The following is a 14325-nucleotide window of genomic DNA, read 5'->3' on the forward strand; positions in this document are numbered from 1 at the left end:
CTCATATGGCTAAGCGCGGCAACAAGAGGCGGGGACGCAAGAAGAAGGGCGCGAACCACGGCAAGCGCCCCAACGCCTGACAAGGCGCCCCAGGTCCCGCTCCGAGCTGCTGCTCAGAGCGGGACCTTGTCGTTTCCGGCGACGGCCCAGTTAATACGCATCTCATACCTTCAAGGATCCATGTATTATGAGTTCCGTATCAATGAGCGTGATCCCCCGACGGATGGAGACTCCGCCATGAGCACCACCGGCCAGTCGACCGAGCGCATCGACTTCACCTTGATGTACGTCACCCACGACGCCTTCCGCCGCGACCTGTCCCGGCTGCGCCGGGCCGCCGCCGAAGGCCGCACCGGCAGCGCCGGCGTCCAGGCCGGCTGGGCCAACTTCAAGCTCCAACTGCACGTCCACCACACCTCGGAGGACGAGGCACTGTGGCCCCGCGTCGAGGCCGCCTCCGCCGGCCGCGCCGACGCCGCCGAGATCCTGGCCGCCATGGCCGCCGAGCACGCGCGTCTGGATCCGCTGCTCGAAGCCGTGGACGCCGCGCTGCGCCGGCCCTCGGCCGACCCCGCGGAGCTGACCGGCGGCGTCACGGATCTGGAGACCGCGCTCGGCGGCCACATGAAGCACGAGGAAGAAGCCGCGCTCCCGCTGATCCAGGAAGTCCTGACACCCAAGGACTGGGCCGCGTTCGGCCGCGTGATCCAGCGCAAGCAGGGCTTCTCCGGCGGCGCCGCGTACATCCCGTGGGCCATCGACGGCGCCGGCGCCGACCAGCGCACGGCGTTCTTCAACGCCCTGCCGGCGCCGGTCAAGGTCCTGAATCGGCTGGTCTTCAGCCCGCGCTACAACAAGCGCCAGCCCTGGACGTGAGGCGCTGCGCGACGCCACGGTGATCGACATCTCTTTGACGCCCGCCCCGCCCGGCCCTACGCTGCCCAAGCAAGGTACTGGGACAGGAAGCCGGTGAGAGTCCGGCACGGTCGCGCCACTGTGAACCCCCAGCTTCGTCGGGCAGTCGAAGCGGTGGGTGAGTCAGACCCTCCCCAGTCGACCCGCTCCACTGATCAGGGACGCCGGATCCCTAAGGAGGGCTCACTGTGAGCACCATGCCTGTTTCCCCTGCCTCCACCTCTGTTCCCACGCCGCTGGTGGTCTCCGCCGCCAAGGCCCGGCTGTGGATGGGCGGCGCGCTGCTGTTCGGCCTGCTGGCCTACTACTTCATCGGCGTCGACCAGGGCGCGGTGTCGGTGTTCGGCAGCGACATGCACATCCACGAGTTCGTGCACGACTCCCGCCACCTGCTCGGCTTCCCCTGCCACTGAGCGCCCGCCGGCAGAACAGGGAGATCAGAGCTCTGATGGAGAAGCGCATCATCACGCGCGGCCTGCTGGCCGGCGCGTTGGCCGGGCTGGTCGCGTTCTGCTTCGCGCGGATCTTCGCCGAGCCCGTCATCGACAAGGCGATCGCCTACGAGAGCGGCCGCGACGCGGCGCAGGCGGCCCTGAACCGGGCCGCCGGGCTGCCGGTGGACCCGGGTGGGCCGGACATCTTCAGCCGCACGGTGCAGAGCAACATCGGCATCGGCGTCGGGCTGATCGGGTTCGGCGCGGCCATGGGCGCCGTCTACGCGGTGGCGTACCTGCTGTGCCTGGGCCGGGTCGGCAAGATCCAGCCGAAGGTGCTGGCGCTGCTGGTGGCCGGGGCCGGACTGGCCGGCGTCTACCTGGTGCCGTACCTGAAGTACCCGGCCAACCCGCCGGCCATCGGCCACCCGGAGACGATCAAGCCACGCGCCGCGCTGTACCTGACGATGGTGGTCTGCTCGATCGCGTTCATCCTGGCCGCGACCTGGCTGGGCCGCCGCCTGGCCCCGCGCTTCGGGAACTGGAACGCCTCGCTGCTGGCCGCCCTCGGCTTCGCGGTCGCGATCGGCGTCGTGATGGCGATCCTGCCCTCGCTCGGCGAGCTGTCGGCGAACGTGCACCTGTACGGCCACCACGCCACCGAGACGCCGCTGCCGCTGGTCGACGCCAAGGGGAACATCGTGTACCCCGGTTTCCCGGCCGACGTGCTGTTCTCGTTCCGCTTCTACTCGATCTGCAACCAGGTCATCCTGTGGGGCACGCTCGCCCTGGCCTTCGGGCCGATGGCCGAGCGCGTGCTGCGGCCGGTGATGGAGCGGGCCGAGGCGACCGGCGGCGCGGGCGTCACCGCGGCGGCGGTGTGAGGGCTTGACTGACGAGGTGGCGGCCCCGGCCGCGGTGAGCGAGGAGCTTGCCGCGTTGGGGCCGTTCTTCGCGCTGGGGTTTCATCCGGCGGGAGCTGCGTCGCTGCCGTGGCGGCCGATGGTTGAGCTGGTTGAGCTGGTCGAGCTGGTCGACGGTTCCTCAGTGCTGGCCGAGCGCGTCGAGGCGGTCCGTGCGTTCCTGGCCGACGGAACCGGGCAGGAAACGGCGGCGGTGGAGCTGCGGGTCGCGGCCTCGGTCGTGCACCTGGGGCTGGTGGCGCGAGTGGTCTCGCCGCTGTTCGCACTGGCGGTGCTTCAGCACCGGTGCGGCCGTGTTCGGGCCGCCGATCTGTGGTGGCAGCCGACGCTCGGCAGCGTGTTCCCGCTTTCGCTGCGCGAATCGGCGCTCGACTCCCGCGCCGGATTCGCCGACGGCGTACTAGGCGGCGTGGTCGCCGAATTCAGCGCAGCAGCCAGCGAATTCGGCGTCAACGAACACATTCTGCGCGGCAACGTCGCCTCGGCGCTCGCCGGTGCGGTTCGAACGCTCGCTGCGGCGCGTCCCGATCTGGGCACTGATATCCGTACCCTGATTACCGACCTCCTGGCCGGTCCGCATCTGCTCGGCGCCGGCGGCTTCGAACCCGACGCCGAATTCCGCCGCCGCAGCTGCTGCCTCATCTACCGCGCCGCCCCCGACCGCCGGGGCGCCCTGTGCGGCGACTGCGTCCTGGCCCCGCCGCATGGTCCAATGGACACATAGATCGAAAAGACCGAAACGGGACGAGGAGCGGGACCATGCGCATCGCGGTGTCGGCGGACGAGGTGGCCGGGGTGGCCGCGGAGATCGGTCCGGAGCTGGAGCGGCGCGGCCACACGGTCCTGCTCTTCGGCGCGCTGGTGCCGGGGGAGCGCGCCGACTGGGCGTGGTGTTCGGAGGCCGCCGCCCGGGCCGTCGCCGACGGCCGCGCCGACCAGGCGGTGGTGGCCTGCTGGACCGGCGCCGGGGCGTCGATCGCGGCCAACAAGGTCGAGGGCGTGCGCGCCGCCCTGTGTACGGACGCTGTGATGGCCGACGGGGCCCGCAAGTGGGCCGACGCCAACGCCCTCGCGCTCAGCCTGCGCCTGACCTCCGGGCCGCTGCTGGTCGAGATGCTGGACGCCTGGTTCGCCGGTGCGCCGAGCCCCGATCCGGTGGACGCGGCGAACGTGGCGCACGTCGCCGAGATCTGAACCCGCCGAGTCCTGACCGCGAACCACCGGGGGGTGTAGACACCCCCTGCACCTCCGCATGCCTGCATGATCGAACCCTGACCGCCGTTCGCGGATGCTGGAACCAGCCTTAGAACCGGCGTACGACAACCGCCGGGGGCCAGTCCCAGGGGGAACATCATGCGGGCCAGGATCACCACCAAGGCACAGAACTTTGCGGCACAGAACTCCGCGGCACAGAACTTCGCGGCGCAGAACTCCGCGATGCAGCTGGCCGAGACGCAGACCGGCTACACGCCGATCACGCCGATCGCCACACCGCCGGCCGTCCGGCGCCGGAGCTCGGTCAAGGCCAAGGGCGTCGGTGCGGCGACCCTCGCGGTCGTCGCCGTCACCGGCACCGTCATCGGCCTCGGCCTGAACGGCAACCGGGCCGGGAACACCGCCGCATCCGGTTCCTCCGGCATGTCCGGCATGAGCGGCATGACCGGCCAGTCCGGCACCTCGGCCGACACGCAGGCCGTCACCACCGAGGCCGCCGGCTACGTGCAGCCGGACACCTATGCTTTCAAGACCGTCGACGACAGCGCCGACCCCACCTTCAACCAGCTGCTCGGCATCAACGGCCAGGGCGTCATCGCCGGCTACTTCGGCTCCGGCGCGGCCGGCCACCCGAACCAGGGCTACACCGTCCACAAGAGCGCCACCTCCTTCGTGAACGAGAACTTCCCCGGCTCGGTGCAGACCCAGGTGACCGGCCTGAACGACCGCGGCGTGACCGTCGGCTTCCTCTCGCACACCAACAACGCCAACCAGGTCAACGACAACGAGGGCTGGTACTCGCTCGACGGCCGGTTCCACCAGGTCGTCTTCCCAGCTTCCAGCAACGCCTCGCCGCCGGTGGACCAGCTGCTCGGCGTCAACGACTCCGACATCGCGGTGGGCTTCTACACCGACGCGGCCGGCAACAGCCACGGCTTCCGCTACGACATCAACCGCCACTCCTTCCACGACGTCGCGGTGTCCGGCGCCACCAGCACCTCCGCCTCCGCCATCAACGGCCGCGGCGACGTCGCAGGGTTCTACACCGGTGCCAACGGCAACCAGAGCGGCTTCCTGCTCACCGCCGGCGGCAAGCTGACCCCGCTGAACTTCCCCGGCGCGACCATGACCCAGGCGCTCGGCGTCAACGACAAGGACGAGGTCGTCGGCCTGTACCAGACCGGCTCCGGTACCACCGCGCAGACGCACGGCTTCACCTGGACGCCCAAGCAGGCCTACCTGACCGTGGACGACCCGAACGGCGCCGGCGGCACCACCGTCAACGGCCTGAACGACGCCGGCGCGCTGGTCGGCTTCTACGTCGACGCGGACGGCAACACGCACGGCATGCTGGCCACGCCGCAGAAGGTGACGACCACGCGCCACCTGTCGCTGAACCCGATGCCGCAGGGCTCGGTCACCTTCGGCAAGGACGACTCCGGCATGCTGACCGCGCGCGTGTCAGCCTTCGGATTCACCCCGGGGTCGAGCCACGTCGCGCGGATCGTCGTCCCCGGCCGGGACAAGCCGGTCGCGACCTTCGCCATGCCGCTGACGGCCGACGGCACCGGCAGGATCGACCAGAGCGTGACGACCACCGGCAGCGTCAGCCGCCTGCCCTCCGGCAGCCACTTCGAGATCCTCCTGGGCACCGGCAGCGACGCGCTGTCCGTGCAGCCGATCGCGCAGAGCTGGAACCTGCCGCAGCGGCCCTCCGGCGACGACCCGATGCCGCTCAAGGGTGTGGACCTGAAGTCCGACACCCGGCTGAACGGCGACGCCACGCTGGTCTTCAACTCCGCCACGCACCAGCTGACGGTCACCGTGGACGCGACCGGCCTGACCCCCGGCGCCCACGCCGCGCACATCCACCTGGGCAGCTGCGCCAGCCAGGGCGGCGTCCAGTACATGCTGGCCGACCTGCAGGCCGACTCGCGCGGCCGGGTCGTGCACCAGAGCCAGACCATCGCCAACGTCGCCGCGATGCCGGCGCCGGGCACCGCCTACCTGAACGTCCACCTCGGCGACATGAACTCGATCCTGGCCGGCGGCCAGCCGACCCTCGCCTTCCGACCGCTGCTGTGCGGGAACATCTGATGAGTCCGACCGCTCTATCGGGACGCCGCACCGCGGCGTCCCGCCGGCGTTCGCTCAGGTCAGGTTGTTCGCGCGGGTCACGCCGTCCGCGCGTCCAGCAGCTGAAGGACCGCGGCCACACGCCGGTCAAGACCCTGATCCGCCCCGAGCCCGAGCTTGGAGAACAGGGCATTGATGTGCTTCTGCACCGCGCGCTCGGTCAGGAACAGCGCCTCGGCGATCGCGGCGTTGCTCTTGCCCTGCGCCATCTGCTCCAGCACCTCCCGCTCGCGGTTGGTCAGCTCGGCCAGCGGCGAGCCGTCGTCGGACCGGCGCTTGCGGTTGACCAGCGCCTCGACCAGGACCGGGTCCAGCGCCGAGCCGCCGGAGGCGACCTGTTGCAGGGAACGCTCCAGCTCCGCGACGTCGCCGATGCGTTCCTTGAGCAGGTAGCCGGCTCCGGAGGCGCCGTCGCGCAGCAGCTCGTACGCGTACTGCGGATCGGCGTACTGGGTCAGCAGGACCACCCCGGTCCCGGGGTAGCGCGACCTGATCACGGCCGCGGCCTTCAGACCGTCGGTGCCGTTCTCCGGCGGCATCCGGATGTCGGTGAGCACCACGTCCGGCCGGTGTTCGGCGACGGCCGCGAGCAGTTCGTCGGCGTCGCCGACCGCCGCCACCAGCTCCACGCCGTCCAGCGCGTCGAGCAACGCCGCGGTCCCGGCGCGCAACAGGTAGTTGTCCTCCGCAAGGACGACCCGGATCGCCATGGCCTCCCCTTGGGGGCTCGTGCTTACATGTCGCGAGGGGGTGAGCTGTGATGTCCGGTCGAACGATGCCGACCCGCCTGGACCGGCAGCCGGCGGCCCTGCGCCTCGCGGAGTGGGCCGCGGTCGCGGTCTTCGTCATCGCAGTATACGAGGTCGTCGTGGCCGGCGGCGTGGCGCTGTGGCCGCACGCAGACGACGCCTGGATCCTGGCGCTGTGGGTAGCCGCGGCGGCGATCAGCGCGTCCGGGATGACGACGGTGCGCGGCGCGGTGCGCAGGGTCTTCGTGCGGATCCGGCCGGCCGCGGCGGGGCCGTACGCGACGTTGGTGGCGTTCGCCTCGGGGGTGGCGGCCGCGCCGATGGAGGAGACGCTGCCGCGGTTGGCCGAGCTGGTGGCGCAGGGCACCGGGGCCCGGCAGGCCGAGGTGTGGCTGGCGGACCGGGACGGCGGGTTCCGGCGGGCTTCGAGCTGGCCCGGCGCCACCGAGCCGGCCAGCGAGTCAGCTACGGAGCCGGCTACGGAGTCGGCCACGGTCGCCAGCTTCGCCGCCCTCGCCGAGCTGCCGCAGGCCTCCGAGGTGGTGCCGGTCAGCGACGGCGGCGAGGTGCTCGGGGCGTTCACCGTGGCCGGTTTCGACGACGGCTACTTCACCCCGCGCGACCTGTCGCTGGTCGGCGACGTCGCCAACGCCGCCGGCCTGCTGCTGCGCACGGCCGACCTCGAAGCGCGGCTGGTCGAGCGGGTCCAGGCCGAATCGGCGCAGGCCGAGATCCTGCGGGAGTCCCGGCGCCGGGTGGTCGCGGCCCGGGACACCGCGCGCGAGCAGATCGGGCAGCAGATCCAGACAGAGGTCTGCGATCCGCTGGAGGCGCTGATCGGGCGGATGTCGGGCCTGCACGCGGAGATCGCCGGGATGCAGGACGCGCTCCCGGCGATGACCGGCGAGGTCGAGGGCGTGATCACGCGGTTCCGGCGGGTGGTGCGGGGCGTGTATCCGTCGGTGCTGGTGGACCACGGCTTGGAGGCGGCGCTGGGGAACCTGCTGGAGACCGTCGAGCGCCCGACGACGCTGGAGGTCGGGGACGTCCCGAGGTGCCCGCCGCAGATCGAGGCCTGCGTCTACTTCTGCCTGGCGACCATGGTGCGCGGGTGGCCCGACGGCGAGGCCCGGTTGCGGATCGCGGTGACGGCGGCCGGCGAAAGGCTGCGCGTCACGATGGTCGATCCGCAGGCCTCTGAGATGACTGACATCGCCACTGCGGCGGTGCTGGAGGCGGCCGGCGACCGGATCGCGGCTTTGGATGGAACGTTGACTTCGAGCACTGATTCAGACGGGCTCCACATCGAGATCGACGTTCCCGCGACGGAGCCGCAATGACGACGGCGAGTGAGGTTCGGGCTGTGGAGACGGAGCCGATTGCGGGCGCGCTGCGTCCTCCTCGTCGGCCGTTGGCTGAGGCTGCGTGGTACGTACTGGCCACGGCTTATGTGTTGTTCGTGCTCGGTTGGCTGGGCGTCGGCCTGGTGTGTGCGGTCGCCGCGCATGACGCGGGGCTGCATCAGTGGGCTGTCGCGGCCGCCGCCGGGCAGCACGGCCACACCGGGATCGACGTCGGGCGCGGGCTGGTCGCCGGGATCGGTCACAGCACCTCGCTGGTGGACACCGTCCTGGACTACACGTTCAGCGTCGTGAACCTGGTGACGGCCGGGCTGCTGGTGGTGCTGGGGCGGCGCGACCGGACGGTGCGGCTGTTCGCGATCGGGATGGTCGGGGCGTCCGGGGCGTTCAACCTCCAGGCGCACGCCGCGATCGAGGCCGTGGCCTCGGCGTACGGCGTGCGGATCGGCTGGTGGCATTCGGCGCTGCTGCACGGCGTCGGGGGAGTGGCGTACGTGCTGGCCCTGCTGATCTTCCCCGACGGGCAGCTGCCGTGGCGGGGGAGCAGGCCGATCAAGGCTCTGGTCGGCGTCGCGGTCGTCGGCGCGCTCGCGCTGCTGGCCGTCTCCACGGCGGATTACCCGCACACGGTCAGCTTCGTGTTGTTCTTCGGCGTGCTGACGCCGGTGGCCGGGATCGCCGCACAGCGTTGGCGGATGCTCCACGCCGCCGACGCCGAGCAGCGGCAGCAGTCGCGGGTTCTGCTGTGGGCGCTGGGGATGTCGTTCGCCGTCGCGGCGGTGCTGGCCGGAGCGGCGATCGCCGGCCGGTACGTCGACGCGCCGGGGCTGGCGGGCATCGCTTCGCGGAACACGACGTTCTGGATCTTCCGTGCGGTGTTCACGGCGCTGCCGATCGCGGTGGTGGTCGGCGTGCTGCGGTTCCGGCTGTGGGATGCCGAACGGTTTTTCAACAAGACTCTGATATATGGGTCCTTGGTCGCTTTGAGTGGCGCGGGCTGGGTCTTCGGCGTGGTGCGCGTCGATGCGCTCTTCGGACTGTCGAACGACTGGACCGCGCCGCCGCAGCTGGTCGGGATGGGACTGCTTGCGTTGGCGGTGCAACCGGTGCGGCTGGGGGTGCAGCGGCTCGCCGATCAGCTTGTCTACGGCCGGAGAACGCCGCCGTACCAGGTGCTGGCTGCGGTGTCGGCGATGTCGCAGGTCAGCGGACCGGCTGAGGAGACGCTGCGGATGCTGGCGCGGACCGTCGCGGAAGGCCTGTCGGTGCCGTCGGCCAGCGTCTCGGTCACCGTGTCCGCCACCGAGCGGGTGTACTTCGGCTGGCCCGACGACATCGCAGAACCCAGAGAACAGAACTGGACGCCGCTGGAATACCAGGGCGAGGTCGTCGGCGGGATCGGGATTCCGCAGGACGCGCACCGTTCCCTGGCGCCGGACCGCCGCCGGGTCCTCGCCGACGTGGCGCAGGCTGCCGGGGTCATCGTCCGCAACGCCCGGCTCACCATCGACCTCGAACACCGGCTGCGCCGCATCGAGGCGCTGTCGGTCGAGGTGCGGGCTTCGCGGTGGCGCATCGTCGCCGCGCAGGACGGCGAACGGCGCGAACTGGAGCGTGATCTGCACGACGGGGCGCAGCCCGAGCTCACGGCCGTGCGCCTGGCCCTCGGGCTGCTCGCCCACGCCGCCAGGCGCGGCGGCGATCCCGAGGCGGTCGGTGCGGCCGTGGACCGGGCCGTCACCCAGACCGAGGCGGCGCTGGCCGGGCTGCGTCGGACGATGCGCGGCCTGGACCCGCAGGTGCTCGGACAGGACGGCCTGGTCGCGGCGCTGAAGGAGCGCGCCGAGTACCTGAACTGCACGACGCGGTTCGAGCTGCCCGAAGCCGTGGCCGGCGCGCGGTTCGAGCAGTCGGTCGAGGCAGCCGTGTACTACTGCTGCTCCGAGGCGATGCAGAACGCTGCGAAGCACTGCCCGGGGACCGAGGTTGTAGTCTCGCTGAGTTTCCACCCTGGTGCGCGCCGAGGCGACGCGGGCCGGCTGACGTTCGCCGTCGCGGACTCCGGCCCCGGCTTCGACGTCGCCGCCGCCTACGAGCAGGAACCCGGCGGGCTGGTGAACATGGCGGACCGCATCGCGGCGGCTGGAGGCGAGGTGCGGATCTCATCCGTGCCGGAGTCGGGGACGACCGTCATGGGGTGGGTGCCGGTCGTGCCCTAGCATGAAGCATGAAGATCAACCGGCTGTCCGAGAGCGCGGGCGTCTCCAAACACCCTTTCCCGTTCGACCCGGCCTACGGGATGGACCTCGACGACCTGCTGAAGGTCTCCGCGCCGGACGACGTGCCCGGGGACTTCGCAGAGTTCTGGCAGGGGATGTATCGGCGCGCGTTGGCGACTCCGCCCGAGCCGCGGCTCGGTGCCAAGGCCGGGACCACCGCCGACGGGCTCGACGTGTTCGAGGTCTCCTTCACCTCGCTCGGGGGCGTCCGGATCGGCGGGTGGGTCGTCGCTCCGGCGGACGGTGTCGTCGAGCGCGGGTTCGTCGTCGGGCACGGCTACGGCGGCCGTGCCGAGCCCGACGCGTGGCTGCCGGCTGCGCGTGCGGCCGGGATCTACTTCGTGGCGCGGGGGCTGCCGACGGAGAGCCTGCTGCCCGGCGTGCCGTCGGAGGCGCCCGGGCACGTGCTGTACGGCGTCGAGTCGCGGGCGGACTACATCATCGGGGGCTGCGTCGCGGACGTCTGGTGCGCGGCGACGGCGCTGACCGAGCTGTTCCCGGCCGCCGCGCGGCGGCTGGACTACACCGGCGTCAGCTTCGGCGGCGGGACGGGGGCGCTGGCGCTGCCGTGGGACGAGCGCTTCGCCTCGGCGCACCTGATGGTGCCGACGTTCGGCAACCATCCGCTGCGGGTGACGCTGGAGTGCGCCGGCAGCGGCGCGGCGGTGCGTAAGCGGTATCTGCGGGACCCGCGGGTACTGGAGGTGCTGGCGTACTTCGACGCCGCGACCGCCGCGCGGCACGTGCGGATCCCGGTGCAGGCGGTGCCCGCGCTGTTCGATCCCTCGGTACCGCCGCCCGGCCAGTTCGCCGTGGTGAACGCGCTGGCCGGGCCGGTCGACGTGCGGGTGGCGACCGCGGGGCACTTCGTGGACTATCCCGCGTACGAGCAGGAGATGCTGGCGGCGGGGCGCTTCATGAGGGAGTTCTTCGCCGCCTAGCGCCTCTCTGTTTCTCAGGGCACTTACCCGCGTGGTCGGACCGGGCGGATCAGCGTCGGCGCGCCCGGGCGTCCGGCGGCCTTGGAGGTGTTGCCCGGCACCCCGACGCAGGTGAAGATCAGGCCGTGCGGGCCGTCCGGGTCGCCGAGGAACGCGGGGAGGTCGGAGTCCATGAACGTCATGCCGGTGGCGCTGGCGCCGAGGGCGTAGGCCGCGAGGTGCAGGCGGCCCTCGACGAGTCCGGAGGCGAGCTGCGCCTCGCGGTACTCGCGGTCGGAGAGCTCCGCGACGTCGGTCGCGGCGATGACGACGAACGCGGCGTCGCGGCCGAGGTCCTGGTCGAGGGTGACGCGGTAGGTCTCGGCGCGGAGCTCTTCGGGCTTGGCTTCGCGCAGCGGGCGCTCCAGATCCGGCCAGCGGTAGAGACCGGCGGGCAGGCCGGCGACGTCGTGGACGGCGATCCAGTGCGGCAGGTCGATGCCGCGCAGGGCGAGGGCCATGGAGGTGCGGAGCGTGTCCAGCGGGAGGCCGCGGGTGGGGTCCATGCGGCGCTGGGAGCTGCGCTTGGTGATGACTTGGTCGAGGGTCGCCGACTCGGGGATGGCTTCGTCAGCCGGTGCGGCGCCGCCGAGATCCCACGGCTCGCCGAGGCTGTCCATGTCTCCCGCCTGCTGAGCGGCGGTGACCAGCGGGAACTCCACGGCGTTGGCGTCGATGACCCCTGCGACAGCCGCCCCGGTCGCGGTGATCGACGGCGCACCCTCACCGAGACTGACGACCGCGACCGGCCACTCGTGCACGCGATCCGCACCTACGAGCTCTGATACCGCGACGTCCGGGAACCGGCTGTAGAGGCGCGGCGCGTAACCGGCGGAGTCGGCGAGCGTGAGGAGCTGGGAGAGCATCGTGCCGGCGTCCCAGTAGATGTGGCGATAGCCGCGCTCGACGTAACGCCACCCCGTGCGCCACGGAATCCCGGTCACCACGACGGTCGGCGCCCCACCCGCCTCCGCCGGCGCCGGCGCGATGCGCACGAGGGCGTGCTCGACGGCGTCGTACCAATGCACACCGGCCGGCAGATCCGCCCCCGCGCCCTCAGGGATCGCCACGTAGAGGTCGAGCGGGAACCGATTCCCCGCCGAACCCGCGGCGCGGTAGAGCATCGTCCCCTCTTCGCGCTCCGCGGTGCGCACCACCCCGGCCGCCAGGAAGAGCAGCCGACTGAGCCCCGCCAGATCCACCGGCGCAGCGGCCCCCGACACCCCACCAAGCACCGCAAGCGCCGCCACCCCGGAAACCGGCAACTCCCGAGGCAGCGCGATCCGCGCCAGCTCACCGCCGTACGACTTCACCGTCGGCGTCCGCCGCGCCGGATCACACGAGACGACATCCTGCCGCACCCGCGGATCATCCACGGGCACGTCCCACGGCCGCTCGGGAATGTACGAAGTCAGCCGGTGCAGCACGCCGGTCGCAGTCTCACGCTCATCTCGCTCCATGCTCGATCTATACCTCGCGGCAGCTCGACGGGGCAACGCGGTTTGTTGGTGACACACCAGCACACGCACCCGGCCGCCCCGCGCTCAGCCTGCCCCGCGCCCGACCGCTCCGCCCGCCACGCCGCTGGTTCTCCCGCCGAGCCCACGCCAGCCGCGCCGCGCACCTGCTCGCTCTGCCTCGCCGCCCCGTCCGGCTGTTCCCCCCAGCCGGCGCCGGCCGCCCGCGCTCGGCTATCCCGCACCGCATGCCAGCGCCCGGCCATCCGCATTCGCGCGTCCCGCGCTCGGCTATCCCGCACCGACCCGCCCGCCGCCACCCTCACCACCGACTCCCCGTCCCCGCCAGCGCCGCCGCCAGCCGCGGCAGCACCACATCCACCTCCGCCAGCGCCCCGATGTGGTCGTGCCCGGCCACCTCGACCACCTCGAAGCCGAGGTCGCGCAGCTCCGGCTCGTCGGCGTGGTTGTGGCGGGCGATCGCGGCGCCGCCCGCGAGGTCGACCCTGCGGCACTCCGGTTCGCAGTCCTGGCTGCCGTACCAGAGGATCTTCGGGCCGGGCAGGGCCGCCAGTGCCGCACGGTCGTCGCGGGCGGCCCACTGGCGGAACATCAGGCGCCCCAGGTGGTGGTCGCCGGCCTGGTCCGGCAGGCCCGCCTGGATCAGCGCGGCGCGGGCGCCCTCCTCGAAGCCGAGCCAGTAGTCGAAGTCCGCCAGCAGCGGGAAGCCGCCGACCAGCAGGCCGCGCGTGCGGTCGCTGAGCGGGGCCAAGAATCCGGCCAGTGCCGCCATGCCCGAGTAGCCCGCGAGGACGAAGCCGTCCAGGCCCGCCGCGTCGGCGACCGCGTGCAGATCCGCGACCTCCATCTGCGTCGGGTACACCGTGCAGTCAGGGCCCTGCCACGCGCCGCCCGCGCCCGGCTCCTCCTCGACCTCGCCGACGACCCGCCGCGGCTTGTACCGCACCACCCGGTACGTCTCTGCCAACGCCGCCCCCAGCGTCGCGAACTCCGCCCGGTACCGCACCGGGAAGACGATCCCGGCGGCGTCCGCCGGCCCGGCCGCCTCGTACCACAAGGTGTAGCCGTCACTCGTCCCGATCAGCGCCATCGCGGCCTCCTGAATCCCCGCCCCGCGCCTCAGCCGCGGTGCCGCCGGATCCGCCAGAAGCAGAGCCCTGCGAGCACCCCGGCCAGGGCGACATAGATCCCTGTTTCATACCACTGCTACGGCCAGAGCTCGGAGGCGGGATCGTATCGGACGCGGCCAGCAGCAACAGATCCGGACGCTTGCCGCTGTCGAGCGTGGCGCCGAGATACTACGGAATGGTATTATCCGGTTTCGTGAAGAACGGATCCGTACCATCGGAGGGCTCAGCCCTGCTGGCCCTCCAGCGCGCCACCCACGCCACGCTCCAGACGCTGGCGACCGAACTGGTCGATCTGGACCTCACGCCGTCGGAGACCAACGCCCTGGCGAACCTCGCCGACGGCCGCCCCCGCACGGTGTCGGAGCTAGGCGCCGCGATCGGGAGCAAGCCGACGACGCTGACCGGCGTCCTGGACCGCCTGGAGCGTCGCGGGCACATCACGCGCGGCAGCCTGGCCGGCGACCGGCGGTCGGTGCTGATCGAGCTGACGGAGTCGGGGCGGGCGACCGCGGATGCCATCTCGCGGACGATCGGCGAGGTGGAGGAGCGCGCGCTGGCGGGTCTGGACCGGGAGAAGGTCGCAGCCTTCTACGAAGTGCTGCGCGCGTTGACGGAGGTTTCGCGATGAGCTTTCAGCTTGTCGTTTAACCTTTTCGGCGGGGTTTGGTGCCCTTCTTGTGGTGTTCGGGTCTGGCGTAGGCCTCGCCGGTCGCAAGGACCCGGCC

At 71.8% G+C, this 14325-nt stretch carries 14 protein-coding genes and 1 riboswitch; of the genes, 11 read left to right on the forward strand and 3 right to left on the reverse strand.

What is annotated here, in order from left to right:
• Window positions 1–5 precede the first annotated feature (5 nt).
• The 7 genes from ABH920_RS47480 to ABH920_RS47510 all read left to right on the forward strand — a co-directional run bounded on the left by ABH920_RS47480 (window position 6) and on the right by ABH920_RS47510 (window position 5584).
• Entirely contained in the window at window positions 6–80 is a 75-nt protein-coding gene (locus ABH920_RS47480; protein WP_370343036.1) for a 50S ribosomal protein bL37, read from the forward strand.
• 157 nt (window positions 81–237) lie between these two features.
• Window positions 238–876, forward strand: coding sequence for a hemerythrin domain-containing protein (locus ABH920_RS47485; RefSeq protein WP_370355965.1), 639 nt, complete (start codon window positions 238–240; stop codon window positions 874–876).
• Window positions 877–961: 85 nt separating this feature from the next.
• A riboswitch (cobalamin riboswitch) is annotated at window positions 962–1044 on the forward strand.
• Window positions 1045–1112: 68 nt separating this feature from the next.
• On the forward strand, window positions 1113–1328 hold the full coding sequence (locus ABH920_RS47490; RefSeq protein WP_370356002.1) for a CbtB domain-containing protein: 216 nt from the start codon (window positions 1113–1115) through the stop codon (window positions 1326–1328).
• Between the two features lie 35 nt (window positions 1329–1363).
• Complete coding sequence (locus ABH920_RS47495; protein ID WP_370355967.1) at window positions 1364–2233, forward strand: CbtA family protein; 870 nt, start codon at window positions 1364–1366, stop codon at window positions 2231–2233.
• Window positions 2234–2249: 16 nt separating this feature from the next.
• Window positions 2250–2996: a (2Fe-2S)-binding protein gene (locus tag ABH920_RS47500; protein WP_370355969.1), complete on the forward strand. Its 747-nt coding sequence runs from the start codon at window positions 2250–2252 to the stop codon at window positions 2994–2996.
• A gap of 35 nt (window positions 2997–3031) precedes the next feature.
• On the forward strand, window positions 3032–3466 hold the full coding sequence (locus ABH920_RS47505) for an RpiB/LacA/LacB family sugar-phosphate isomerase (protein ID WP_370355971.1): 435 nt from the start codon (window positions 3032–3034) through the stop codon (window positions 3464–3466).
• Window positions 3467–3625: 159 nt separating this feature from the next.
• Window positions 3626–5584 (forward strand): CHRD domain-containing protein, encoded by a 1959-nt coding sequence (locus ABH920_RS47510; protein ID WP_370355977.1) that lies wholly within the window; start codon window positions 3626–3628, stop codon window positions 5582–5584.
• Window positions 5585–5661: 77 nt separating this feature from the next.
• On the opposite strand, the gene ABH920_RS47515 is transcribed toward ABH920_RS47510, so the two are convergent.
• The gene (locus ABH920_RS47515) at window positions 5662–6333 is read right to left on the reverse strand and encodes a response regulator (RefSeq protein ID WP_370355980.1); all 672 of its coding nucleotides are present in this window, start codon (window positions 6331–6333) and stop codon (window positions 5662–5664) included.
• Window positions 6334–6383: 50 nt separating this feature from the next.
• Here ABH920_RS47515 and ABH920_RS47520 point away from each other — a divergent pair, with 50 nt between their 5' ends.
• From ABH920_RS47520 to ABH920_RS47530, 3 genes are all read left to right on the forward strand, one after another.
• A complete protein-coding gene (locus ABH920_RS47520) occupies window positions 6384–7712 on the forward strand; it encodes a GAF domain-containing protein (protein WP_370355982.1) in 1329 nt (442 codons plus the stop codon).
• A gap of 71 nt (window positions 7713–7783) precedes the next feature.
• On the forward strand, window positions 7784–9952 hold the full coding sequence (locus ABH920_RS47525) for a sensor histidine kinase (protein WP_370355984.1): 2169 nt from the start codon (window positions 7784–7786) through the stop codon (window positions 9950–9952).
• 8 nt (window positions 9953–9960) lie between these two features.
• Entirely contained in the window at window positions 9961–10953 is a 993-nt protein-coding gene (locus ABH920_RS47530; protein ID WP_370355986.1) for an acetylxylan esterase, read from the forward strand.
• Between the two features lie 23 nt (window positions 10954–10976).
• On the opposite strand, the gene ABH920_RS47535 is transcribed toward ABH920_RS47530, so the two are convergent.
• Together ABH920_RS47535 and ABH920_RS47540 are read right to left on the reverse strand one after the other, a co-directional pair.
• Window positions 10977–12452 (reverse strand): hypothetical protein, encoded by a 1476-nt coding sequence (locus tag ABH920_RS47535; protein WP_370355988.1) that lies wholly within the window; start codon window positions 12450–12452, stop codon window positions 10977–10979.
• Between the two features lie 319 nt (window positions 12453–12771).
• A complete protein-coding gene (locus ABH920_RS47540; RefSeq protein ID WP_370355990.1) occupies window positions 12772–13560 on the reverse strand; it encodes an alpha/beta fold hydrolase in 789 nt (262 codons plus the stop codon).
• Between the two features lie 233 nt (window positions 13561–13793).
• Between ABH920_RS47540 and ABH920_RS47545 the strand changes: the two genes are divergently transcribed.
• Entirely contained in the window at window positions 13794–14228 is a 435-nt protein-coding gene (locus tag ABH920_RS47545) for a MarR family winged helix-turn-helix transcriptional regulator (RefSeq protein WP_370355992.1), read from the forward strand.
• The last annotated feature ends 97 nt before the right edge of the window (window positions 14229–14325 follow it).

Source organism: Catenulispora sp. EB89, from assembly GCF_041261445.1.
Lineage (GTDB): Bacteria > Actinomycetota > Actinomycetes > Streptomycetales > Catenulisporaceae > Catenulispora.

What these genes read in the sequence shown, in the direction of transcription:
- ABH920_RS47485 (WP_370355965.1), top strand. Translation starts at nt 238, where the DNA reads ATGAGCACCACCGGCCAGTCGACCGAGCGCATCGACTTCACCTTGATG.
- ABH920_RS47490 (WP_370356002.1), top strand. Translation starts at nt 1,113, where the DNA reads ATGCCTGTTTCCCCTGCCTCCACCTCTGTTCCCACGCCGCTGGTGGTC.
- ABH920_RS47495 (WP_370355967.1), top strand. Translation starts at nt 1,364, where the DNA reads ATGGAGAAGCGCATCATCACGCGCGGCCTGCTGGCCGGCGCGTTGGCC.
- ABH920_RS47505 (WP_370355971.1), top strand. Translation starts at nt 3,032, where the DNA reads ATGCGCATCGCGGTGTCGGCGGACGAGGTGGCCGGGGTGGCCGCGGAG.
- ABH920_RS47510 (WP_370355977.1), top strand. Translation starts at nt 3,626, where the DNA reads ATGCGGGCCAGGATCACCACCAAGGCACAGAACTTTGCGGCACAGAAC.
- ABH920_RS47515 (WP_370355980.1), bottom strand. Translation starts at nt 6,333, where the DNA reads ATGGCGATCCGGGTCGTCCTTGCGGAGGACAACTACCTGTTGCGCGCC.
- ABH920_RS47520 (WP_370355982.1), top strand. Translation starts at nt 6,384, where the DNA reads ATGTCCGGTCGAACGATGCCGACCCGCCTGGACCGGCAGCCGGCGGCC.
- ABH920_RS47530 (WP_370355986.1), top strand. Translation starts at nt 9,961, where the DNA reads ATGAAGATCAACCGGCTGTCCGAGAGCGCGGGCGTCTCCAAACACCCT.
- ABH920_RS47535 (WP_370355988.1), bottom strand. Translation starts at nt 12,452, where the DNA reads ATGGAGCGAGATGAGCGTGAGACTGCGACCGGCGTGCTGCACCGGCTG.
- ABH920_RS47540 (WP_370355990.1), bottom strand. Translation starts at nt 13,560, where the DNA reads ATGGCGCTGATCGGGACGAGTGACGGCTACACCTTGTGGTACGAGGCG.